The sequence below is a fragment of the Paenibacillus sp. G2S3 genome (genome assembly GCF_030123105.1).
In the GTDB taxonomy this organism is placed as follows: domain Bacteria; phylum Bacillota; class Bacilli; order Paenibacillales; family Paenibacillaceae; genus Paenibacillus_AQ.
Genome location: NZ_CP126095.1, coordinates 380,740 through 405,348, shown reverse-complemented (window position 1 = coordinate 405,348; position 24,609 = coordinate 380,740). Strand labels below are relative to the sequence as shown.

The following is a 24,609-nucleotide window of genomic DNA, read 5'->3' as shown; positions in this document are numbered from 1 at the left end:
GGGAGGTAACGGCCTGTGTCAGAAATCTTAGTACCCGATCTGGGAGAATCTATATCCGAAGGAACCATCTACAAATGGCTGGTTAAAGAAGGCGACACGGTAGGTCAAGGCGATGTGCTTGCTGAGTTAGAGACGGATAAGGTCAATTTGGAAATTAGCGCGGAGGTGGAGGGTGTCATCTCCTCCATCCTGCGTCAAGCGGGCGAGAACGTAGCCGTTGGCGAAGCCATCGGCATCATTGGAGCCGCTAGCGGCAGTAAGCCGCAGGCCGCTGAGAGCAAAGCGCCTGAAGCGGCGCCGGCAAGCGGCAGCGCAGCAGCCGCACCTGTAGCAGTAGCAGCGCCCGAAGCCCCTGCAAGTGGCGACAGCCACGCTGCACTGGCATCGCCGGGCGCACGTAAGCTGGCACGGGAGCGCGGCATCGACCTCGGCGAGGTTAGCGCCCGTGATCCTATCGGCCGGATTGGTCAGGCCGATGTGTCGGGTCATGGTGCAGCAGCGCCGCAGGCCACTGCACCGGCAGCTCCGGCGCCGCAAGGCAAGCCGGAGCCAGCGAAGCCGGCAGCGAGCAAAGCTGCGCCGGAGGACGGCAAGAACGTGGAGCGCAAGCGCATGTCGCGCAGACGGCTCACGATTGCCAGCCGCTTGGTAGAAGCGCAGCAGACCGCAGCTATGCTGACCACCTTCAACGAGGTGGACATGACCGCGATTCTCGACATTCGCAAGCGCCGCAAGGATGCTTTTAAAGAGAAGCATGAAGTTGGACTAGGCTTCATGTCCTTCTTCACCAAAGCTGTGATCGGTGCGCTGAAGACCTATCCACTGCTAAACGCAGAGATCGATGGTGAAGATCTGGTCGTTAAGAAATTCTACGACATCGGTATTGCCGTTGCCGCTAAAGAAGGTCTGGTGGTTCCGGTTGTCCGTGACGCGGATCGACTCAGCTTCCCAGAAATCGAACGGCAGATTGGCGAGCTTGCTTCCAAGGCACGCGCCAATACACTAAGCCTCTCCGAGCTTCAAGGCGGTACGTTCACCATTACAAACGGCGGGGTGTTCGGTTCCCTGTTATCCACGCCGATTCTGAATACCCCTCAAGTAGGTATTCTAGGGATGCATAAGATTCAATTGCGTCCAATCGCGCTGGACGAAGAAAGAACCGTTAACCGTCCAATGATGTATATCGCCCTTTCTTACGATCACCGGATCGTTGACGGCTCTGAAGCGGTTAGCTTCCTCGTCAAAGTGAAGGAATTGCTGGAAGACCCAGAAGCATTGCTGCTGGAAGGCTAATCAGTCCCATACCTAATTGAACAATTTTCGATCCATCTTATATAAAAAGGACAACCACGAGGTTTAAGCTTCGCGGTTGTCCTTTTTTATACCCTACTCTTTCTCTACTTCAACAGATCCCCAGCCAACTGAAGAAATTGCTCCTTGGTCAAAATCTTATCTCCATAGCTAGTGAGTGTATAATACGCATCCTGCTTCTCATTATACCAATTCAGATAATCGTAGCTAACTTCTTTCTTTACTACTTTGTTATAGATTACCTCTGTGCCTGCCACTATAATCTTATCCGCTTGATTCTCAGGTTCTTGCTCCACGAACACTTTTCCACCATGCATGATCGTGGCAGAGATACCTACAAAAGCATTATTCTTCGAATAAATTGCACTGATCCAGCCTGGTTCCGACCATGGTATAGCCTTCATGAATAAATTACTGTTTCCCTTATCTTTGTTTGCCTGGGCAGTAAGATCTCGTAACGTCTCCTGATATAGAGAACTTTTCTTATCTGCATCCGTAGTCGGATGATTAGGGTTTATAACCCCATATTCAAAAGCATACCCTGCTGCCAATGCAGGGAGCGTCGGCGCCCCTGTCCGTTTGATTTCCTTCAAGAAATCAGAATATGCACCTATCCGCTGCTCTTTATACTTAAAATGCAATTCTGTCGCCATGCCTTCTGCACCCGCTTTATTGTTCACCAAATATGCGATCAGCTCACCCGGTTTAGCAAATGTATCGGCTTGCTGCGCATATTTATCATAGGAGGCTACTCCTGCCGATTCATTCGGCGCAACATGCTGAACCTTCACTACGCCTTCACTATTGCGGATCTGGATATATTCCGATGCAGCATAAGCTGTCACTGAGATCATAAGGAACAGCGCTAACATACTGGCAACTGCCGTTGTTTTATTCATCCTCTTTAGCGAGAACGATCGCTTTCGATCTGATATACCATGGATACGACCCATGACCCTCTCTTCTACATCGATCTCACCTAGAAGTTCATTGCCAGCTGAGGCATAAATTACATCTTGGTATTCATCGCTGATTGTGGTTCGTTCCATCTGATCTCCTCCTCCGACTTCATAGCTTCCTGCACCTTCAGCTTGATCCGATTCATCCTCTTTGTCAGTGCATTAGGACTGACTCCAAGAATTTCGCTTATCTCCGCATAACTCTTCTCTTCAAAGACTCGCAATACAAGCATATTCCTCTCTTCCAGTGACAACTGCGCTAATGCAGTTGACAACGATGGATTAAACAACCGATCATCCAGCTCTTGTTCAGGACTTGCAGACATAAATTCAGGCTTGAAGATACTCATGACTCGCTTTTGCAAACGCCGTCTGCGCAGCAGGTTTAAGCAATGATGATAGGCGATACGATAGAGCCATGCCGAAAAATTCATCTGCGACTTGTATTGATGGATAGATTGATAGCCCTTTACCAAAATATCCTGAACCGCGTCCTCCGCGTCCTGCTTGTTTTCTAACAAACGATAGCAATAGCGGTAAATCGGCGTTTGGAAAACTCTAACGATAAAAACATACCGCTCGATATTTCCCTTTTGAATACTAATGATTAACTCTTCCAGCTCCTTTGGGTCTAGCGGATCCTGTGGCGATGTAAGCACCTCCTTAACCTTTATATCTTCTATAACACTTGAGCAGCGAAAAAAGTGCCTATGTAAATCGAACTAGAGATAAAATTTGACTACCGGTTGTTTTGGACCGAGGAGACCCTATTTTCGAAAAATAGATGATTTCCGCATACATTGGGACTCAGATGCAGCTATTCTCCCAAATTCACTCCAATTATACACATTTAGAGGCTAATAAGAGCTATACAGTCCGTAACTCTAGCGAAATGAGCCAAAAAACAATAATAGCTGCAATACGGTCCGTGCTTTTGTAATATTCTCCAATGAGTAATTCATTTTGAATTCAGATCACCGTAGTTTTTTTGTTTTGCACGCTCCACGGACTGCTGCCCACCAATATAAAACGACGTACAAACTGACATGAAGTGCCCCCCTAGAATTACATCGGAATTTACCCAGGGGTTTTTCCAATGCATATTCTAAGGGGTGCACTTCATGTCAGTTTGTACGTCGTTTTTTAATTATGTTGTCTTTTTACCTTTAAGCCGTCCGCTCTGAAGCTTTGAGCCGAAGCGCTTTCTTCTCTTTCGCTTTCTCCACTGGCGGTTTCAGAGAAATCGCGATGATGCAGGCCAGCAGACACAAGAGACCAAAGATGACGAAAGTAGGTTTAAACCCGCCCAGGAAGACGGCGATGAACGAACCGGAAAGAGCTCCGATACCGAAACCTTGGTAGACAATCCCGTAGTTCTTACTGTGGTTCTTAAGACCAAAGAAGTCACTGACAATGGCCGGGAACACTGTAATGTTACCCCCGAAGCAGAATGCAATGGCTGCTACACAAGTGAAGAACAGTCCGAAATTCAGCGTTGCATAGCTAAGGGTCAACATAGCGGCTGCCGTTACAGCAAGCGAAGCACCTACCAGCTTCAAACGGCTCATTTTGTCAGACAAGGCGCCTAAGATCAAACGTCCTGCTGTATTAAAAATCGCAATCATTGCTACCGCATTAGCTGCAGTCTGTACATCAAGTCCAGCCAGCTGCACGCCGATGTCTTTTACAATACCGATCAAATACAGGCCACACATACAAGCGGTAAAGAAAATAATGAACAACAGATAAGCTTCTTTCGTGCGTAGCATTTCTTTTACCGTGTAGTCTTTTGGTTTAGCGATAGTCGATGTTGCTGTTGCACCCAGTGATGCCGCTTGTACTGGAGCTTCTCTGACGAGTAAGGAACCGATTACAATCATCACCATAACAATCATGCCCCAATACATAAACGTATTAGACACACCCACCGAGTCGATCAAACTACCATTGATATATTTAAAAATCAAGCTCCCCGTTCCGTAAGCACCCACGGACACACCGGAGATTAAGCCTTTATTATTCGGAAACCATTTAATTAAGTTAGATAATGAAGTGATATAAGCTGTTCCGTCTGCAAAACCAACGATTACACCAGCCAATACATAGAACATTAGAAGCGAATTCGCCTGAGAGCTAAGAATCAATCCTAGACCAAGCACAATCCCTGCGGCGGCAGTTAACCGACGAAGACCAAAACGATCCTGCAATTTCCCTGCGAACAAAGTCGCAAAAGCGAGTGCAAAGCTCGTGATCGAAAACGTAATCGAAACAGAATTAAGCTCCCACCCGAATTTTGTTACCAGATGTGCATTGAACAAGCTCCATGTATAAATGGTACCTAGACCCATCTGCATAATTACTGTTCCTAATACGATAAGCCACCGTTTGGCGTTTTTGTTGTCCATCGTCGAAGTCATGGTCTATTCCTTCTTTCCCTCTCGTGATCTGCTACAAGAGCTTCTATTGCCTCTTTATTGTAGCTAAACCAGCGGATGTTGAGAGAAATCTGGCATGAGATGACGAAAATGAAGAATGAACTGCATTTATAGGCGCATGATCTGCCTGAATTCCTTTACCTTGCTACGACTTACCGGCACCTCAAACTCCAAATCATGCAGGCGCAGCAAGTACGTATTGTTAAACCAAGGGATGATTTCCTTGATCTTGGACAGGTTAACAATATAGGAACGATGACAGCGAAAAAAACGATCCTCCGGCAGTCTATTATAGAAATCGCTGATGCTGAGCGCCATACTATATTCCTCACCTTTAGTCATTACACTTGTACTTTTCTCCTGCGCGGAGGCGTAATAAATATCATCAGCATTCACTACGATAATCTTTTCATTTTTCCATAGGTTTACCTTATCACTGACCGGATTACGTTCCTCTTCCCCTTGTCGGCCGCGGGCGGCGAATACTCCTTCCAGCTTGTGCAGCATTGCCTTAATGCGAACCTCACTGTAGGGTTTAAGAATATAGTCAAACGCTTCAATCTCAAACGCCTCGGCGGCATGCTCCTTATACGCAGTAATAAATACTATGTAAGGTTTTACCGAGAATCTACTGATATTCTGAGCTAACAGCACTCCATCGATCGATGGGATATTAATATCTAGAAAAATCACATCTACCGTGTCACTCTGCAAATATTTTAGCGCATCCAGTCCATCTTCGAACTGTGCCGTTATTTCGATCCCGCTGTGTGCCTCTATTAAATAAGCCAGCTCCTGTCTTGCCAGCTCTTCATCCTCTACGATGATCGCTCTCATAGCCCCTCCTTTTTGACATCAAAAAAGATGTCCGTCCCTTTATCCAATCTCTGAATCGTAAGTCCAGTACCATAGATTAGCTTAACCCGTTGATGTACATTAAACAGTCCGATTTTATTCTCTGGCATATCGCCAGTATAGACCTTCTCTATGGTTTCTTCACTGATGCCAGCTCCGGTATCCCGAATGCCAACCCGTACGTTGTCCCCTCGATCCTTAACAGAAATGGTCACCGTCCCTGTCCCTCTTACCTTCAGTATGCCATGTATGATCGCATTCTCTACAAGCGGCTGGATGATCAGACTCGGAATTCGAACCTGAACCTCATCAATATCATAAAGCACGTTCAGACGGCTTCCGAAGCGCGCTTTTTCAATCTCTACGTATTGTTGAACCTGCTGCAGCTCGCGCTTAATCTCAATGAATTCATCCGTCAGCTCCAGATTGTATCTCATATAACCGGACAGATTCACGATCAGCTCGCGCGCCTTATCCGGGTTAATCCGAATCGAGGACGCAATCGCGTTCAGCGCATTGAACAGGAAGTGTGGGTTAATGCTGGTCTGCAGCGCCTTTAGCTCCGCTTTGTTCGCCATTTCTTTAATGCCCTCAACCCGCGATACTTCCATTAGCGTAGAGATCATTTGCGACAAACCTACAGCCATAGCTTGGAGAGAATAAGTAATCTTGTGCGCTCTGGTGTAATAGATTTTGAGCGCTCCCGTCACTTCGCTTTTTTCCTTCAATGGAATAATAATCAGCGATTTAATCTCCGGATTCACATAATCACTATCGTCATTACGGATGGTAATTTCACCACTGGACAACGTCACTTTAGTTTCTTCAGTAATAATTTCATTGGTCGTAGTATAATCCTCTTCTCCAACACCAACGTAAGCGAGTATGAATCTAGTATCTGTAATAGCTACCGCATCTGCGCCGATATCTTCTTTGATAATTTGGCAGATGGTACGAAGCGACTCGGGATTAATATTGCGAAAATAAGGCAAGGTCTTATTGGCAATATCCAGTGCCAGCTTGGACTGCTTCGCCGCAATCCGTTCCTTTTCACCTTCCACACTCTGCACTAGCATGACAATCAGACCGACACTAATCTGGCTCATAATCATCGGAAAAGCTATTTTGGACACGATATCAACACCCAGCGACGACGGTTCAGCCATCACCAGAATGAGCAGCATCGTCAGGGCTTCACAGGCCATCCCAGCTAAAATACCGGCCATCCAGCGACGTTCACCAGAAGTGCGGCGGTAGATTATCCCTGATACAATCCCTGCGGTGATACTCGTAATCAGACAAGGAAGAGAGGTTACCCCTCCGATATCAATCAGAAAACGGTGAACCCCTGAGATGATGCCTGTTATGAGTCCTACCCATGGCCCGAACAAAATTCCACCGGACACAATGGCGATAATTCGCACATTCACAAGCGAGCCTTCCACATTAATCCCACTATAGGTACCAAAGATGGCGAATAAACTGAATATCGTCGTCGCTATGGCAAGCTCCTGCGGGGCGTAGGTTCCTTTTTGAAAAATCTCTTTAAACCGCGGCAGACGAGTCAGCACAAACAGACACATCAGCAGTAGCGCAGCTCTTTCGAATAATTGCAGTAATATCGTAAACGTATATTGCACGGTCTCCGCCTCCAAAGGACTAGATGTCGATTTATTATAAAGATAGTTCCTGCCTCTGTCCATTCAGCCTGTCCTTTTATACCTCTATCGAAACTCTTGTTGTATGATATGAACAGATTGAAAACACGAATATGCGGAGGTGGGCGGATTGCAGAAAATAGAACACGAGGCAGATATCATTCAGCTTGTACAAAATGATCCCTGGATGATGGATATATTAGAAAATGCTAGATCCCTTGAGCTACCCGATTGGTGGGTTTGTGCTGGCTTTGTACGTGCAAAAATCTGGGATACCCTACATGGCTTCGAAGAACGGACACCTTTGCCAGATGTTGATGTTATTTATTATGACGACAGCAATATTCAAGAGGACGTAGAAAAAGAATGGGAGGCGAGACTACGCAGCCTGAATCCTGCTATTCCTTGGTCTGTTAAAAATGAAGCAAGAATGCACACCGTAAATCAACTCCCACCTTATAAATCAGCTGTAGATGCGATCTCCAAATTTCCGGAAACCGCCACAGCGCTTGGACTCTCCCTAGATTCATCGGGTAAAATCATCCTAGTCGCTCCACACGGAATTTCCGACGTTATTCATGTAGTATTACGACCTACCCAACATTTTACTGAAAACCCGAGCTTACTCCCTATTTATGAACAACGTGTTATTAAGAAGAACTGGCAGGCGACGTGGAAACAGTTGCAGATCAGCAGTATCTAAAATAACAAAAAGCAAGCCCCCAATATAGAGAGGCTTGCTTTTATTGTTTTATTAAACTGCCAAATCGATACCAACTACCCCAACGACATCTCCCTGACCATTCTTAATCGCTCTGGACAATGTAATACACGAACGCTTAGTGATTGCTGAAACATAAGGTTTAGAAACAAATTCGCCTTCATTTATAGCCCCATTCCACCAATCACGCCGCTTGGCATTCAAGAGGCCAGCCGCTGGCTCGGAATAGATAAAGGTCCCATCCGTCCGATTGGACCAAATGGCCTGTACATCGGGAATTTTTTTAATATAAGAGGTCAGAACACCTTGATGAATTTCAGTATCCGGGGAGAACAGCTCTTCCTTCACTGAAATTGTCTCCAAGAGATTCTTCATTTCCTGAAGCCGGGCTGCATATTGGCTCATCTCGATGTCTTCTCTGCCCGCTAGGCTAGTAACCGATTGCTGCAACGATTGCGACTCCGCTAACAGATTGGCGCTGACTTCGTTCAGCTGCCCGATTTGGTTCCGCTGCTGTGTCACCTGTTCCAGCGTAAGATCCACATTGGCAATCGTCTCGTTTACGATAGCCACTGCCCCACTCAGCTCCGTCGTCACTTCTACAATCAGCTTGCCCTGCTTCGCGGCAGCATCGATAGTTTCCGTCACGGCGCTGCCTACCTCATCGACTCTCGAAGCGATATCATCGAGTCGAAGCTTCACAGTGCCGACCTCGTTCACCCCACGTTCCACTGAAGCTTGCTCTTTCGTAACGGATTCCAGCACCTGCTGTACTCCGTTATTAATGTCGAGCAAGATCCCAGAGGAACGGTCTACCGAGCTCTTGCTTTGATCAGCCAGCTGCCGAATTCGGCTGGCCACCACCGCAAATCCGCGCCCCTGCTCCCCAGCCCGGGCCGCTTCAATAGAAGCATTCAGCGCAAGCAAGGAGGTCTCATTTACAATCGAGTTAATCAGTGTGTTGATCTCCTCTACCATCGCAATATGATTACTCAAGGTAGTGAACTTAGTTAACATGTCTTCGCTCTGCGTCTGCAAATCCTTCATCACAGCATCTGCAATGCTCAACGAATCAACCATGGTTGTCATCCCTTGACGGGCGTATTTCATATTTGACCCCAGTCTCTCCGTCAACTCTTCGATATGTGCCGTAACGGATGCCACTCCGCCCATTGTCTGATAAGCACCTTCAATGTTAGCTTTAGCTTCGTTACTGCGAATCCGCAAATCCATCTCATATTCGTGTGAATAATCCGCTGTCCGCTGCAGCTCTTCTGTATGACGACTGATTTCTTCGAGTGCACCATGCAGTCGGTCCGAAGTAACTACAATCTCATTGCCAAGCAGCTCCACTTTACTCTTAGATTCCTTCAGCAGCACTTCTTTACGATCACCGTAGCGGGATAAATTTAGTAGGACCCAGCCTAGAGAAGCCATAAGCAGGATGATTACCAGCTTATGTATCCAGAACATGTCTATCAACAAACTGTAAACACTGACAAGGAGCAACAGGACGACTACGAAAATCTGGCTTCGACGAATCTGCATCATTATTCCCACTCCACTCGATTGATGTTATGTATTCTAACATTATATCAGCAGAGTTAATTAAAGGAAATACTTTCTATAGTATTCCTTTTTAATCAATCATTCCATGAGCAGTCCACATCCCCTTATCCATTTGGAGATAATTGGTCGAGAGGGAATCCGTAATTATTGTCGAATATATAAGCAAATTGCCACTGGAAAAGAGGAACACATTATGCATACTACATCTCAAACTCCTCATCAGACCCATTGGAATCGCGTGCTTCTCAATGCATTCTGGATCATCCTGATTGTGGATTTAAGTATTCATATGCTTGTTCCTCTATGCTTATGGGACCAATATTCGGATACCCTAACCATGGGACAGTTTATTGCACAGTCGGTGATTCCTGATTTCATCATAGTGACTTTAATCATTATTCTGGAATGTATCTATAGATGGAGACCCCTATGGTCCGAGCTAGCGATTACAGTAACGAGCCATTTATTTGCGCTTCTGATGATCATCAATCTCAACGATGAACTGTATGTTAAGTCATTAATTATGCTGCTGCCGCTGCTTGTATCCATGATCTATATGAAGTGTAGTTATATGATAGCTTCTTCTGCTGTTTGTCTACTGTACACGATCATTTTATTCATCAAGGCATCTAATCTCGGGTACGTACCCATCACCCAAACTATCATTATTTCACTTATTTTTGCAGCTACTGCTTTAGCAGGCTTGGCAGTTATCGGTCGTGGGCGTGATTTGATGCGATCCCTGGAGAACTCCGTAAAGTCAGAACAGGAACTCCGCATTCAGAATATAATCATGGACCGACTATCTAAGATCGATCCTCTGACTGACCTTTATAATCATAAGACGTTTCATGAATACTTGGGGTGGCTGATCGATCATCAGCAGATTAATCCATTTCCCATGCAGCTAGCCGTTATGGACATCGACAACTTCAAAAAAGTAAATGATTCCTATGGGCACTCTGTCGGAGATATCGTATTGCAAAAGGTTGCAGCGATCCTCCTCGAGCATGTCGGTCCCGATGATTTCGCGGCTCGCTTCGGCGGAGAAGAATTTGTCGTCATTCTGACTGCTAAAACCCTTGATCACTCTCATGAAATTATGAAGCAGATGCTAACAGCCATCTCCGATACCCCTTTTGCGGAAATGGACAGCAGAAGCGTAACCGTCAGTATCGGTATGCACGATTTCACAAGTACAGATTCCAAGAATTCTACGTTTCAGAAAGCAGATGATGCACTTTACGAGGCTAAGAAAACAGGGAAGAACAAAATCGTAATCAGCTAAAAACCGAACACAAGCAAAAACGCCTTCGACGTCCCTAATGGACGGTAAGCGTTTATGCGAGAAATATAAGGATAATATATAACGTGAGACTTATAAATTCTTATATTTGAACAAATAAGCCCACGAATATTTTCACGGGCTTGTTTGTGTTCATCTGCAAGTTTGAATCTAACAGCTATACCTCATAGCGCCTCTGTGTTTCCAAAAGCCCTACGACAGCCTGCTTTGGCACAGGTCTGCTAATCAGGTAGCCTTGAACCTTGTCGCAGCCTAATTGCTTGAGCAAATCCATCTGAATAGCGTCTTCTACACCCTCTGCTACGACTTTCAGTCCCATATTATGCCCCAGCTGTATAATTGACTGTACAAAAGACTGGCTGTTAGCTTTTTCTGAGAGCGAATCAATAAAGGTTTTATCCATCTTGAGCGTTGAAATCGGCAATTGCTGCAAATAGCTAAGTGATGAGTAACCCGTTCCGAAATCATCCAAGGCGATACTAATTCCCTTAGATTTAAGAAACTGCAGCTTACCCAGAATACTCTCAAATGATTTCATAAAAATAGACTCCGTGATTTCCAGCTCAAGACAGCTTGGATTTAGGCCACTTACAGCCAGACTATCCTGTACCATCTCGATAAAATCGTTCTGGAATAACTGAATAATCGAAATGTTGACCGATATTTTATAAGGAACACCTGTAAGATCTTGAATACCCTTCATAAAGACGCAAGATTCGCGAAGCACCCATTCACCTATATCGATGATCAGTCTGGAATCCTCAGCAATTTTTATAAACGAAAGTGGAGATACAGAACCAAGCGATGGGCTGTTCCAACGAATTAAAGCTTCAAAGCCTGAGATGAATCCGGACTCGATATCCATCTGGGGCTGATAGTTCAGTTCAAATTCATTGTTGTTCATAGCACTACGCAAATGCTTCTCTATATTCATTCGTTCATTAAACGCTGTATGCATCGATTTATCATAGACTACATAAGTTCCCTTGCCGTCCTCTTTCGCACGGTACATCGCCACATCCGCATTGCTCAAAATTTGCTCGGTCGTCTCTCCATCCTCTGGGTAAAAGGAAATTCCGATGCTTAACGAGACGTACAGATTACTCTCTCCTATCAAAAAGGACTGCCTGAACGCTCTCATTATACGCTCTGCCAGATTCAATACAGCCTCTCGGTCCTCTGTATCCTTAATAAAAATAACAAATTCATCTCCACCTAGCCGTGAGAGCATATCTCCTTCCCGCATCAGTGACTGCAACCTCTCACTAGCCTTCCGAATGAGTACATCCCCGGATTTATGACCCAAGGTATCGTTGATGTATTTGAAATTATCTGAATCTAGAAACAGTAGTGCAAATTTCCCTCCCGGATGCTTTAGGTAATTCTCCATGGTCTCCAGCAGGCATAAACGGTTAGGTAAATTACTGAGCGCATCTACATAAGCCAGACGATGCATATGTTTCTGATTGTCTAGAAGCATATTATATTGTACTAGAAGCTCCTGTTGAGTGGTCGCGAGCTGTTCATAGGTCGCCCCAAGTTCTTGGTAGCTGTTGCTCAGTTTAAGCTCCGCTTGCTTCCGCTCGCTGATATCAATTAAGGAGCCCATGAATAACAGAACTTCATCCTTTGGATTAACGGTAGCCTTACCCCTAACTTCAAACCACACGATTTGATTATCTTTGGTAATCATGCGGAACTCCGTTTCGAAAATAGGTGTAACACCCTCAAGGTGATCATGTTTAAGCTTACAGGTTGAAGCTAGGTCATCGGGATGAACAATACTAAACGCTCCCTCTTCAAACGAGTTGATTTCATCCTTCGTGTAACCTACGAGATCATACCATCGATCTGATAAATTAAAACGTCTCGTCTCCAAATCAAACTCCCACATATATGCACCAGAGCCTTCTGTGGTGAGCCGGAAACGTCGTTCACTGATTTGAAGCCTATTAAATTGTTCCTGTAGATCGACCTCTGTCGCTGACAGCTCTTCGTATGTAGCTTCCAATTCCCTATAACTTAGCTGTAGCCTCAGCTCATTTTGTTTACGATTATCGATATCCACACCTACAAGTACAAAGATATCAGCTGCTTGCTTATCAAGTCCTTTTAATAAGGCTGTCCGGAATGAGAAATATCGCGCTTCAGATGACTGGTCTGGGAGCTTAATTTCTACGTTGCTAACATTTTCATACCGTATTGCCCGTATCAGAAGATCACGGATTGCAGCCGTACTACCTTTTAGACCATCGATATCCTCAATATTTACTCCCAGCACCTCTTTTTCGCTTAAACCTGTCATCCTCTCAGCGAACTTGTTAAACCGCACTACCTTTTTATCTGCCTGCACCGCCCAAACTACCATACCACTATGCTCTATAACATCCTCAAAAAATTGATGCTCCGAATAAACAGCACGCCGTAAACGATTAATATTCATTTTAAGCAGGACTCCACCCAGCACAAGAAGACAGAATAGAAGGATAGCTCCGTAAACCCATCTTTTGTGGATCATGCCTTTATAATAATCAGAATGAACGAAAAAATAGTTCTGGTACAATTCTTCAAAAGCACCCGAATGCTGTAATTCCTCCATTCTCTCGTTAATATAAGAAACTAACTCCGGTCTAGACTTATTGATTGCAAAAGCTACATCCCTTGGATAAAGATTATTCATTTCCTTAATAATACTGTCCGTCTTCCCCTGTTCAACGAGCAGATAATCGACCACCTCCTGATTCTCAAATAAAAGGTCGATCTCCCCTCTTTCTAAAGCCTCCAAGGCTTCAGGAATCGTAGCAAATTCTACGTAATCATTAATTCCCAAATTCCCGTTCAGGACTGTTTCAGAATACTGCCCGTCTCCTAGACCTATCTTATAACCTCCAAGCTTATTTAAATCGATCTCACCTTTAAGCCCTCGCCTTGCGTAGATGGAAATATAGCTTTTGAAAACAGGTTCCGAAAATAACAACTCTTGTTTTCGTCCTTCCGTTACTGCCATTAGACCCGCTGTTTCGATATCTCCCTGAACGAGCCGATTATACACATCAGGCCACTTCCCTGTACTGTAGTGGACATCGTAATCCTGCTTCTCAAAGATCATATTACTCAATTCAATATCAAAACCGGTCATGTACCCATCTTTTATATATTTATAAGGTGGATATTCCAGCTCTACTTGATATTCGATCTCCTTTCTTTCGGCGTGAATGGCAGTAGGAGGTAAGAGCATAAATAGAATGCTAATCAGAAGCAACAGTCTGCACTGCTTCATCGCTCATCCCCCCCTTTTTACTGAATTTACAGTAATATCCTAAATGTTATTCGACAAAATATGGCATTACCCCTGCTTTTCCTTTCCACGTCACATAAAATACGCAAATCCCATCGACGAACCCTTTCCTTTGTAAATTATATAAAATTACGGATGCTACATTTTTATATTGCTTTTTAGATGGAAAATGTGGATAATAGCAATAATGATACAAGTTGATAATGATTATCATTATTAAATAAGTTATTGAATTCACTTTACTATATTTAAGTTAAAAGGAGACTGATCACCCATGAACGTTACCTCTACTCGAACAACACTACAGGTTGACGATTATCTGGATCTGCTCAATCTTGCCGTTAAAGTTGGAGATTTAAAATGGCAAAAAGAAATTAAATCCAGATTGCAATACATTCTGTGTCTGCCGACAAGATAGCCTTTCTGCATATTCGCCGCATTCCTTTTAGGGAATGCGGCTTTTTTTGCTGGTATGACTCACGACCATGTAAGAATAGGAGGATCTCCGGGTCACCTGTTAGTTAATGATATAGTATAATTATCAGCATAATATATTGAATACAAAGTCCTTCAGATTGGAGCGTGTCAGCTTGAAAAAGTATATAGCTTTATTCTTATTGATCAGCGTGTTATGGGTACCCGGTGTATACGCCGCCGAAATCCCTGCTCAGCAGGGATTAGTAACCGATAAAGCTGGAATGTTTAGTTCCGCAGAAGCGACGTCCATTTCTGCTGCTGCCACTGGAGATCTCGTTACTATGCATGTACTCACCGTAGATTCCTTAAACGATACTCCGGCCGCCAAGTACGCTGATGATACTTACGCCTCATGGGGGCTGTCCACCCGCGATATTCTCTTGCTGATCTCTGCTGGTGATCAGTCCATTGAACTGAATTTTAACAATCCAGGCTTTCAAACCTCGTTAAATGCCTGGTCCCAGAATCAAGGAGGGAGCTCAGGAAGTGCTGCCATTACAGCGTTACTTGATACTTATTTCATCCCTTATGCCAGAGAAGGAGACTTTGCCGGAGGGACGAAGGCTTTAATTAAAGCGATCCATTCCATCGGGGAGAGCACCGGAAATGCTGGAGGAAGTACAGGGAGTGGTAGCGCAGTTGGTAGCACGGACAGTGGTACAGGGAACGGTACCTCTGGCAAACCAGGGACCTCGGTCAGTACCGCAAGTCGCTCCAGTAGCTCCATATTTACGATTGCCGCCATTCTAATCGGAATCGTACTAATACTATTTGCGCTATTTTTAGTAATCACAGGTCTACGTCGACGTAAACAGCTACGCGTACAACAGGAGCAGTTATCCGATTTGCTAGTACAGGCCAATCGAGCATTGGAGTCATTAAAGCCATTTCAGGGGATCGTTCAGGGGAAAACCGAGGTGCTGGTAGAAGGCATTTCAAAACGACTCTCTGCAAAGCTCGTTGAAATCTCTTCACTGCAAAGTGATGAGCATGGTGTACAGCCACCCTTTTATCGTTTGACTGCCCTTAAGGCAGCCGTGGAACAATTGCAGCAGACAGAGGCCTCCTTCCGCGCAGCGCTTGAGGAGGAAGAGAAGAACATTGCTGTCATCAGTGAAGCTGATCGCAATGTTAAACAACGCATCACAGAACTGAAAGAGGATACCCCAGATCTTGAAGAGCAACTGCAAGGAGCAGTCAAAGAAACTGGATATGAGCTGCAAGAAATTGCGGAAGAGCTTAAAGAGCTTGCTGAGGAGACTTCAAAGGCAGATCAATTGGAGCTTTTTGATCCCATTGCTGCACAAGAGCTTACTGAGGACGCCCAAGAGCGTCAGGAAAAGATCGAACAGGATCTGAAGGATGTTGATCTCTTCGATGATAAGCTAAATAAATTTCCTACGGTATTAGCTGCAGCTCGTACCAAAATCACAGGGATCATCGAAAAGAATTCACTGCACAATATGAAGGTAAAGCCATATGACCGCCTGGAGCAAGCACGCACAGAGTCACTAACACTCGAAACACCGCTGCGTAAAGGAGATATGGATGAGGTACGCAGAATCGGCGCCAATCTGGATCGTCTCCTGGATGAGGCTGTGGCTATGACAGAGCAACAAGCACTTCTTCGGCAGAACAACCGCAGGGATTTAGAGACCTTCCGGACTGTATGGAGTCAATTAAAGCAGCGGCGAGACGGACTGCAGAACCGAATTACAGAAGCAAAAATATATTTTGAAGAACAACATGTAGCAGCTGTGGAGAACATCCTGACAGAGTGGAGTACACGCCTTCGGGAAGGTGCAAGTGAAGTAGCACAGATTGAGAATTGGACCAGTGATGAACGTGGAGAATATGACAAGGCCCACGAAGCGCTGGAGCGCTTGCTTTCGTTACAAGATGAGGCTGCCCGGCAATATGATGGTGTCTCAGAAAGTCTAAATGCACTCCATGAAAGACTGGATAAGGCCACTCGCCTCTTCTCCGAAGGGCAAAGCCGGGTAGAAACGACCCAGCGAATGTTGCATAGCAGAGGGTTATCTTCTAGAATTCGCTTCGAGTTATCCTTACTGCCGGAATACAGTGCACTGGAACAGCGCCTGGCATCCCGGCCTTACAATCTTGACGAACTGGAATCCCTAGGTCATTCTTATGATTCACAGATCACTTCCTTTGTGAATGAAGCGAACCGACTCGTTCGTCAGAAGGAAGAGGAAGAACGGCTAGCCCAATTAGCCATAATGAGAGAACAGCAACGTCGAGCGCAGGCCCGCAAACGGATGTCCTCTGGCCCACCTTCATCAGGTGGATTCGGTGGGGGACGCTCCTCCGGTGGCTCTTCCTGGGGCGGTGGCGGTGGCGGTGGCAGATCCTCCGGCGGTTCTTCTTGGGGCGGCGGCGGAGGGAAGTCTGGTCGAAATTCATCCGGTGGCTCCAAGTGGTAGTCCATCTCCAAACAAAAGACTCTTCCGGCCTACTTGGGCGGAAGAGTCTTTTGTTTGGAATTACGGCTTGCACGACGAAGAAGTAGCCAAGACAAACCCTTTATTTTATTGGTAGATAAATCGTAACCACTGTACCTACGCCCTCTTCACTAGCTATAGCCACGCGTCCTCTATGTGCAGATACGATCTTTTTAACAATCATGATTCCCAGTCCATTACCGTCGCCTCTGGTCGTGTGAAAAGGCTCGCCTAATTTCTCCAGTACCTCCTGGTTCATACCCTCTCCGTTGTCTGTGAAGGTAATTGTCTGATACCCATTCTCCACATCTAGGGCTACTGTAATGCTTCCACCGAAGGGCAAGGCTTCCATTGAGTTTCTTAGGATGTTTAGGAAGACTTGCTTGATCTGATTACGATCACATACGATTTTAGCATCATAATGGAATTGCGTGTTCAGCGATATATTATTCATCTCCACTTGAATCGCAAAGATGCTGAGCACTTCCTGCAGAATCGTACTACATTGTTCTACCCTATAATGCGCAGCCTGCGGTTTACCTAGTATGAGGAACTCGCTCACAATGAGGTTCATTCTTTCTACTTCTGACATAATAAGATCATAATGTAGCAGTTGCGAATCTTTATTGGCCAGTTGAAGCATTCCTTTGACTGTGGTCAGCGGATTTCGAATCTCATGCGCGATACTCATGGCCAGCTGTCCAGCGACCACTAGCTTCTCTGTATTGCGCAGCACTTCTTCCGTTTTTTTCATCTCTGTGATATTACGAAGACTCCCAATCACACGAGCCAAACATGCATTCGAATCGTAAACCGGAAGCACATCCAGCATATAATGTTCAAACATACCGTTGCTCTCCTGAATCACTTCCAGCCCAGCACATGCCTCATGCTGAAGAATGACATGCTGAAAATAAGAGCCCACATTCCGAATTTCGAAGACACTGGCACCGATAACAGATTCTTGATGTTCACCATCCAAATGAAGCATGGTTAAGCAGTTCTCATTTATATTGACGATCGTTCCGAGTTCATCCGTTATAATAACACCCAAGTAATTCGTATCCAATAGGATTCGATTTAAAAGCTGAAGCTCAGCATTTCCTCTACGCAGCAAAATCTCGCGTTCGATGGAGTCAGCCATGGTACAAAGCAAAGGCAATAGGTGGGGATGGGCCACATCTATATCCGCCATAAATGATATCGTCCCCAATATTTCACGTCCATCCTCTTTATAAAAGGGAGCCGTACAGCACACTAAACGATGAAGAATTTGATGATAATGGTCTTCTCCCTTCAATTGAAAAGGCCGCTGATGTTCGAGACACAACGCAATTGAATTTGTACCCACTTCTTTGTTCAGTTGCACACCTTCTTTGATGCCAACCTGCCCTACGAGATCGATAATTGTCGGATCCCCTTTGAACGCCAATAGATAACCTGCATCATCCGATATCGTAACAAGGATCGGATTGCCTTTTACTGAAGAAAGAAACTTGTTCACAAAAAAATCAATAACCTCAATCACTTCACTATATGCATGGAGTTGTGACCCCAGTTCATCTGCAGCATAACATTTTGGAAAAATAGGAGGCTGCTCAGGGTCTATTCCTTGATTAATGCAATGCTGATTGGAAGCCTTAATAATAGTCTCATCCGTCAGTATCCCTGTTGTCTTTTCCAAAGCCTTACCCCATTCTGTATGAATCTTCAATTTTGTAATACTAATATGTATTCTACTTCTTTCCCTCTAATCCTTTTGAACCCTAAAAAATCAAAATATCCCAATGACGAAGAAATTTATAGCAGCACAAAAAAACTCCGCCCTTATAAAGAGCGAAGTTGCGAGTTAACCGTTCTTCTTAATGCTTCGTATCGTCCAGAAAAGGTTTGTTCACATAATAATACATAACCCCCATCAGAACCCCACCACCAATTAGATTACCGATTGTAACCGGCACCAGGTTATGTACCACACCGCCCCACGAAACCGTCCCGGGATGGTCAAGGACCAAAGCAATCGCAAAGGTACACATATTGGCAATACTATGCTCATAACCGGAAATGAAGAAACAGAATACGAATAAGACCATTGCGAACATTTTGGCCCCATCGCCTTTGATATTCATCGGAATGAAAAAAGCCATACAAACGAGCCAGTTACAGAGGATAGCACGAAAAAAAAGCTGACCTGCCGGAGCCTCCATTTTATGCTCAACCACATATAGTAAAAAACCATTTACATCAGAGCTGTAAAACAATCCTGTTAAAAAAATCAACAATGCAAATGCAGCAGCACCAAGAATGTTACCGATATAACTCATGACCCACATGCGTACAACCTCGGACCATTTCATTTTTCGTCTCAAAGCCGTGTACGTGTAATAGAAAGTATCCCCGGTAAATAAGTCTCCCCCACCGTATGAGATTAGGATGATCGCTGCTCCAAAAGTAATCGCAGCCATTGGATACGCAAATGGTGAATGCTCCATAAAAAAGTAGTTACCTGTCTTGAACGCTACAATTACACCGAAGCCGATAAACATACTGGCCAGCATGGCTCTGGCAATATAGCGCAATACACTTTGCCGAAAGATCTTCTGTTTCTTAAGTGCTAATTGTTCAACCTGTAGCAGTGCCTCGTTCTCCATGTGACCTCCTTAGGGATTTGGGTATTCCAGCTAGTTATGGGCTAATCGTACAGCCTTGAGTTATTATACCCAATAACCCGCTGGAAATTACTTGAACCAAGTTGTGGTTGAAAATCCCCGAATTCCTTAGAGGAATTGATGTTAATTCCCGCTAACTGTCGTCATTCAATTTGGCAATCGCTTCTGCTTTTTCACTGCTGGCCACGATGATAAGCACGAGTATCAAACACCCTAAGATCATATGCCTATCCCCACTTTCTCCACATGTAGTCTTGTGACAACTTATGTATGAGGATAGGGCTTTATGATTGCTGTGAATCCTTATTAGTCTTTCAGGACCCCTGTGTAGTAGCTCATTGCCTTATAATCTTTATCATAAAATATAACGATATATTCTTCTGTCTGTCCATTTAAAGCCGGATCAGAAGAATTGAAAACGGCCATTCCTTGATAGACCTGATTCAAATTCTTCACCACATTTTCGACCGTAAAAGCTTGTTCTTTTTCCAGCATTGATCTTGATGTGACTGTGAAATATACAGCCTCCCGGTGTGAGCGTACGTAGTTTTGGACATCAATAAAGTCTACACGTCCGCCGTTGCCATAATGACGTTCCATAGTCACTCCATCCAACACTTGAACCGCAGAATTGTCCCATGCTGGAGAAAGGGCTGAAAAGTTCATCTGCTTTGTCGTATAGCGCAGTGGCTTATCTGCCTTATCGTAATAAACTATCGTTACGTTATAATCACCTATCTTATCCCGAATAGGCAGTAGTATTTTATTAATCTCCGAAAAAGCATATTTACCGTAAATACTAGGAGCCTCTAAATCGTTCCCAGTGATCGGATTTTTAGTAATATAGTAAGAAAAGCTTCCAATCTCTCTTCTTAAAGTATCCGGGAAGTCTATAGTATACGCATTAACTAACGTACCGTTGAGTTGAAATTCTCTAATACCAATATAGGAAGAGACAAGCGCGAGGTTCTGTAACGGCCCTGATTTCTTAAGTTTTTCAAGAGTTTCTTGAGCATTCATAAGTTTCACTTTACGCTGTTCACTAATCCTCCCACGGAGTGATTCATTAAGTGCCTCATAGGCTCTAGTGGCCCTATTTATAGTATCCTCTTCCTTCAACCCTAGACTGATCGGAATATCGTCAATCCTCTTCTCGGCAGCTTCAACTGCCAATTCGTCACTTAATTGAACTTTTCCTTCGTAATAAGCGATAGCCTTCAAATTGGTGTCATAGAACACAATCATATATTCTGCTTCATTGTAGGTTTTATAATTATAATAGGACTCGTAAACAATAGGAATATACCCTGGTGATGTTGCCCCGCCGGAAGAATAAGTAGTTTCGACCACTCTAATCCTAGTATCCTTATACAGCATATGTGGAGTAGTAATGATCTCGCTAGCTTGAGGATTCATGTCCATATCCCGATAATACCTAGGGGAGATTGTATAAGAAACCGCATTCCCCTTTAACTGCGCATAGGCATTTGTAACATCAATAACATCAGAATAATATTCCCCTGGATTTAACCAACCATCATAGATAATTTTTTCTTGTGTAATGGTTACTCCACTTTCCAACTTCACAATGTCACTGGCTTGCTCCGTTTGTGAGAACTTCAAGTTCATCTTTTGGGTGTAGTATCCTGTGATTTCTTCTTTAAAGTTTCTAACAACAACCGATACATACTTTTCTCCATCTCCACCTCCATCTATATAACTAGAAGACACCGTGATTTCGGGTATAAGTCGAGCTGTATAACCGGACATAGTTATATATGAGTTAAGATTAGTGAGGCCCCAGCGGAGATCTCTGTCATTAATCGGCTCGGATGTAATATAGTAAGTGATCTGATCATTTTGATTCACTATTGTGCCAAAAACTTTACTAAAGTCAACTTTCAGATAAACGGAATTTGTGACGGACTCATTTGAAGTAGAGGTAATATGAATATCTAAGGCTGGCAATTCTTTTATAGGCATTGTTGGTTCCGGGATTGGCGTTGGTGACGCAGTGGGTGTCGCTGTCGGTGTGGCTTTTGGTGTCGCTGTTGGAGTAGAAGTTGCCTCAATTTCACCACCACCAGCACCTCCACCTCCACCTCCGCCCCCACTGCCTCCGCCAGCGGATGCTGTAGTTGCCGTTGCCGTTGGCGCAACACTAGGCAAAGAAGTTGTAACTGGAGAAGCTGTCGGCAACACTACAGGTGTAAGAGCCTCAGCCGAATCAATCAGTGTCAAGGACTCTGCACGGGTTAATGCCTGTCCAGGCGCAAAAGTCCCATTAGGGTATCCTTTCAGAACACCAGCTTTAACTGCTGAAGCAACGCTTTCTTTGCTCCATGCAGCAATTTGTCCAGCATCGCTAAACACCTTCAGTTCATCAACACTACCCCCTTCCAGTTTCAACAGTCTGCTAATAATGACTGCTGCTTCCTGGCGGTTAATTGGAGCATTCGGACGCATCTCGTTGTTAAATCCTTTGATATATCCGGCTTCAACTGCTCTCGCTATCTCATTATATGCCCAGTTAGTAGAAGGCACATCATCGTAACTAATCTTAGCTAGCTTCGTATAATTAAACGCACGGTTGACCAATGTCATAAACTCAGCTCTTGTTATGGTTTGATTTGGCTTTACAGAACCATCCTCAAACCCCTTCAACTTGCCGCTGTCTAACCAGCTATCAATAGCTTTTTGAGCCCAATGACCTTCGTAATCATTGCTATTTTGTGCTGTTACTACCCCTAAAGAACTAAAAAGCATATTTACGCCCAGTGCGCCAGCTAATATTCCCCTAAACTTTCTGCCCATCCATTTACCCCTCCCAATAGGTATGCCCGTTTCTCTTGAAACAGCGCATGATAAAGCCGATCCTTTCATCTTAGGTGCACCTAAACATCAATAAATCTATCAGATCTTTACCATAATATCTCATGAGAAAATTTTAGTAAATTGGAATATATTATAACTAATGTTGAAAAAAGAACAATGAAAAAAGCCTGCTGAAAAATTCAACAGGCTTTACATCTATACTGTGTATTCATGCTAATTTCAGAAACAATTAGTTCAAGAAACTGCTCAATTGACTCTCAGCTTCTCCTTGCTTCAGCGCCTGAGGCTTGTCCGCCTCATTCAATCCTAAACGATTGCCAAGCTGGGTATTGATAGCCGTCATTTTAGATGTATAATCCTGGCAGCTCTCAATAATACGTCGGTTGGACTGTTCTGAAGTGTCTAGTGCGCTAAGCAGATCGCCGATCGCTTGATTCACAGCTTCCATAGACATAGAAGGCTTAGATAGCAACTCGGTTGTTTTCTCCGTAGTGGTACGCAGCAGACGTGCATTTTCTTTAAACTGATCTTCAATCGTCTTATTCGTCGCTTCTACAGCGTTGATAACATTCTCCTGATCCGCTAACGACATCGCAATCATTGCCGACACTGTGATTAGATTAGAAGTCTTATCAATGGCATTATTTACGGAATCAATCAGTTTATCATTATTATCGTTGATGATGTCTGTAGCAGCAATGGCTTGATTGTACAGCAGAATCATTTCTGTCATCGACTGAATACGAACCATTACTTTTCGCAGACCACGCTCCAGATAAGCTTTACGGAACTCATTCTCCGGCTTCGCAATCTCCACCTCGAACAGCTCTTTCAGCTTATTGCCGAAGGCAATTTTGGTCTGCAGGTTATAAATCTCTTCCATGGAGGTACGTTTCAGCTGACGCATATTCACAATGCTCTCTTCGAGGGTATCTCTACCATCGCGAAGCCCTGTAACTATGGCATCAATGTTCGTGCGGACCGACTGATATTTGTACACATAATTCTTCATCGGACTCTTGCGCAACATCTTGCCGAAGAAGCTCACATTCTTACTCTGCTGCAGATTCTCACACTCGTTCCGCAGCTTCATAATCATGTTAGGCACTTCAACGCGTTTGCCTGACATCAGGTCATTCACTGGGCGATCCAGCAGCTTCAAGGTTTGTCCTGCTTTTTCCTGCGTCTTAACCCCAAGCTTACCGATATCATCCATCAAGGAATCTAGTGTAACAGTATCCGTTTGGGATACCTTCTCAATCAATTGCGCGGCTTCCTCGACTACCTTTTGTTCATCTTCTTTTTTTAATTGGATCAACTGCGTGGACATGGGATTCCCTCCTATAGTTCGGAACTGCTGTACCGCTGATGAATCAGTTCCGCCTTCGTCTGAAGTTCCATCAGGTCTTTATGTTCGATCGTGGATGCGATATCCGATATTTTGGAATCGACATCTCTTAAACCGTTCAGCAGCATTCTCCGATTCTTCGTCTTCGCTTCACCACCTAGGCGTAAGAACGGGTTGATTACACCATTCAAATCCTTCAAAATCAATCTGCGGACCGTATGATTAATCTCGCCGTTATTCAGCTCCTGAAGCAGCGGAATTACACGTTGAAGCCTCGCGAAGAGCGCCAGTGATTTCTCGACAATTTCATTGTCTAGCGTATCCTTCTGCCCTTCTGAGATAATCATATCTTCCAGAATGCTAAGATACTCCACAACCGGAGCGAACTCCGGTCCAATCTTCACAGCCTCAGTTCTACTGTCATAGCTATGATTACCTGATACAGTATCATTCGTCGTATTGTCTAATTGTGGAGTATTCGCAGCGGGCGCCGGAGCAATAGGTGCTGTCACAGGCCCTGCTGGCAACACCTCCGCTGGGAGATTGGTTCTTGGACTTCTCGTTACCAGAGCACCTATCCCCGCACCCGCTAAAGGCAACAGCAGAGAGATGAACTCAGGCAGAAAAGAGCTCGTTAATACAGCGACAACATAGCCGATACCGGCGTAAAGCAATACTTTCGATTTAAACTGAATTGTTCTCACCT

17 protein-coding genes are annotated in these 24,609 nt (G+C 44.5%); 5 read left to right on the top strand and 12 right to left on the bottom strand.

Annotation, left to right across the window (positions count from 1 at the left end):
* Positions 1-15: 15 nt before the first annotated feature.
* Complete coding sequence (odhB, locus tag QNH28_RS01810; protein ID WP_283909917.1) at positions 16-1,293, top strand: 2-oxoglutarate dehydrogenase complex dihydrolipoyllysine-residue succinyltransferase; 1,278 nt, start codon at positions 16-18, stop codon at positions 1,291-1,293.
* 104 nt (positions 1,294-1,397) lie between these two features.
* Here the strand turns inward: odhB and QNH28_RS01805 are convergent, their stop codons facing one another.
* The 5 genes from QNH28_RS01805 to QNH28_RS01785 all read right to left on the bottom strand — a co-directional run bounded on the left by QNH28_RS01805 (position 1,398) and on the right by QNH28_RS01785 (position 7,143).
* Positions 1,398-2,360 carry a hypothetical protein gene (locus QNH28_RS01805; RefSeq protein WP_283909916.1) on the bottom strand — a complete coding sequence of 321 codons (963 nt, stop codon included), beginning with the start codon at positions 2,358-2,360 and terminating at the stop codon, positions 1,398-1,400.
* Positions 2,321-2,929 (bottom strand): RNA polymerase sigma factor, encoded by a 609-nt coding sequence (locus QNH28_RS01800; RefSeq protein ID WP_283909915.1) that lies wholly within the window; start codon positions 2,927-2,929, stop codon positions 2,321-2,323. Before QNH28_RS01800 ends, QNH28_RS01805 begins: the two co-directional genes overlap by 40 nt.
* Positions 2,930-3,436: 507 nt before the next feature.
* On the bottom strand, positions 3,437-4,675 hold the full coding sequence (locus QNH28_RS01795) for an L-lactate MFS transporter (protein WP_283909914.1): 1,239 nt from the start codon (positions 4,673-4,675) through the stop codon (positions 3,437-3,439).
* A 138-nt stretch (positions 4,676-4,813) separates the two neighbouring features.
* Positions 4,814-5,542 carry a LytR/AlgR family response regulator transcription factor gene (locus tag QNH28_RS01790; protein WP_283909913.1) on the bottom strand — a complete coding sequence of 243 codons (729 nt, stop codon included), beginning with the start codon at positions 5,540-5,542 and terminating at the stop codon, positions 4,814-4,816.
* Positions 5,539-7,143, bottom strand: a complete 1,605-nt coding sequence (locus QNH28_RS01785; RefSeq protein WP_283912020.1) for a sensor histidine kinase — start codon at positions 7,141-7,143, stop codon at positions 5,539-5,541. The genes QNH28_RS01790 and QNH28_RS01785 overlap by 4 nt, the downstream gene beginning before the upstream one ends.
* A gap of 262 nt (positions 7,144-7,405) precedes the next feature.
* Here QNH28_RS01785 and QNH28_RS01780 point away from each other — a divergent pair, with 262 nt between their 5' ends.
* Entirely contained in the window at positions 7,406-7,921 is a 516-nt protein-coding gene (locus QNH28_RS01780; protein WP_283912019.1) for a nucleotidyltransferase family protein, read from the top strand.
* 51 nt (positions 7,922-7,972) lie between these two features.
* On the opposite strand, the gene QNH28_RS01775 is transcribed toward QNH28_RS01780, so the two are convergent.
* Positions 7,973-9,490 (bottom strand): methyl-accepting chemotaxis protein, encoded by a 1,518-nt coding sequence (locus QNH28_RS01775; RefSeq protein WP_283909912.1) that lies wholly within the window; start codon positions 9,488-9,490, stop codon positions 7,973-7,975.
* 211 nt (positions 9,491-9,701) lie between these two features.
* On the opposite strand from QNH28_RS01775, the gene QNH28_RS01770 reads away from it, so the two are divergent.
* Positions 9,702-10,796, top strand: a complete 1,095-nt coding sequence (locus tag QNH28_RS01770) for a GGDEF domain-containing protein (protein WP_283909911.1) — start codon at positions 9,702-9,704, stop codon at positions 10,794-10,796.
* Positions 10,797-10,971: 175 nt separating this feature from the next.
* On the opposite strand, the gene QNH28_RS01765 is transcribed toward QNH28_RS01770, so the two are convergent.
* The gene (locus tag QNH28_RS01765) at positions 10,972-14,094 is read right to left on the bottom strand and encodes an EAL domain-containing protein (RefSeq protein ID WP_283909910.1); all 3,123 of its coding nucleotides are present in this window, start codon (positions 14,092-14,094) and stop codon (positions 10,972-10,974) included.
* 292 nt (positions 14,095-14,386) lie between these two features.
* Between QNH28_RS01765 and QNH28_RS01760 the strand changes: the two genes are divergently transcribed.
* On the top strand, positions 14,387-14,530 hold the full coding sequence (locus tag QNH28_RS01760; protein ID WP_167348483.1) for a hypothetical protein: 144 nt from the start codon (positions 14,387-14,389) through the stop codon (positions 14,528-14,530).
* Between the two features lie 172 nt (positions 14,531-14,702).
* Positions 14,703-17,033: a TPM domain-containing protein gene (locus tag QNH28_RS01755; protein WP_283909909.1), complete on the top strand. Its 2,331-nt coding sequence runs from the start codon at positions 14,703-14,705 to the stop codon at positions 17,031-17,033.
* 100 nt (positions 17,034-17,133) lie between these two features.
* Here the strand turns inward: QNH28_RS01755 and QNH28_RS01750 are convergent, their stop codons facing one another.
* The 5 genes from QNH28_RS01750 to QNH28_RS01730 form a co-directional block, all read right to left on the bottom strand.
* Entirely contained in the window at positions 17,134-18,765 is a 1,632-nt protein-coding gene (locus QNH28_RS01750) for an ATP-binding protein (RefSeq protein WP_283909908.1), read from the bottom strand.
* Positions 18,766-18,913: 148 nt separating this feature from the next.
* The gene (locus QNH28_RS01745; RefSeq protein WP_283909907.1) at positions 18,914-19,702 is read right to left on the bottom strand and encodes a formate/nitrite transporter family protein; all 789 of its coding nucleotides are present in this window, start codon (positions 19,700-19,702) and stop codon (positions 18,914-18,916) included.
* Between the two features lie 324 nt (positions 19,703-20,026).
* Positions 20,027-22,534 (bottom strand): S-layer homology domain-containing protein, encoded by a 2,508-nt coding sequence (locus QNH28_RS01740; protein ID WP_283909906.1) that lies wholly within the window; start codon positions 22,532-22,534, stop codon positions 20,027-20,029.
* 250 nt (positions 22,535-22,784) lie between these two features.
* Positions 22,785-23,885, bottom strand: a complete 1,101-nt coding sequence (locus tag QNH28_RS01735) for a toxic anion resistance protein (protein WP_042123546.1) — start codon at positions 23,883-23,885, stop codon at positions 22,785-22,787.
* An 11-nt stretch (positions 23,886-23,896) separates the two neighbouring features.
* On the bottom strand, positions 23,897-24,598 hold the full coding sequence (locus QNH28_RS01730; RefSeq protein WP_283912018.1) for a hypothetical protein: 702 nt from the start codon (positions 24,596-24,598) through the stop codon (positions 23,897-23,899).
* Positions 24,599-24,609: the final 11 nt, after the last annotated feature.

Bases quoted from the DNA above. Each gene is read 5' to 3' on its own strand.
- QNH28_RS01770 (WP_283909911.1), top strand. From the start codon at position 9,702: ATGCATACTACATCTCAAACTCCTCATCAGACCCATTGGAATCGCGTG.
- QNH28_RS01785 (WP_283912020.1), bottom strand. From the start codon at position 7,143: ATGTGTCTGTTTGTGCTGACTCGTCTGCCGCGGTTTAAAGAGATTTTT.
- QNH28_RS01805 (WP_283909916.1), bottom strand. From the start codon at position 2,360: ATGGAACGAACCACAATCAGCGATGAATACCAAGATGTAATTTATGCC.
- QNH28_RS01735 (WP_042123546.1), bottom strand. From the start codon at position 23,885: ATGTCCACGCAGTTGATCCAATTAAAAAAAGAAGATGAACAAAAGGTA.
- QNH28_RS01745 (WP_283909907.1), bottom strand. From the start codon at position 19,702: ATGGAGAACGAGGCACTGCTACAGGTTGAACAATTAGCACTTAAGAAA.
- QNH28_RS01740 (WP_283909906.1), bottom strand. From the start codon at position 22,534: ATGGGCAGAAAGTTTAGGGGAATATTAGCTGGCGCACTGGGCGTAAAT.
- QNH28_RS01790 (WP_283909913.1), bottom strand. From the start codon at position 5,542: ATGAGAGCGATCATCGTAGAGGATGAAGAGCTGGCAAGACAGGAGCTG.
- QNH28_RS01780 (WP_283912019.1), top strand. From the start codon at position 7,406: ATGATGGATATATTAGAAAATGCTAGATCCCTTGAGCTACCCGATTGG.
- QNH28_RS01760 (WP_167348483.1), top strand. From the start codon at position 14,387: ATGAACGTTACCTCTACTCGAACAACACTACAGGTTGACGATTATCTG.
- QNH28_RS01765 (WP_283909910.1), bottom strand. From the start codon at position 14,094: ATGAAGCAGTGCAGACTGTTGCTTCTGATTAGCATTCTATTTATGCTC.
- QNH28_RS01795 (WP_283909914.1), bottom strand. From the start codon at position 4,675: ATGGACAACAAAAACGCCAAACGGTGGCTTATCGTATTAGGAACAGTA.
- QNH28_RS01775 (WP_283909912.1), bottom strand. From the start codon at position 9,490: ATGATGCAGATTCGTCGAAGCCAGATTTTCGTAGTCGTCCTGTTGCTC.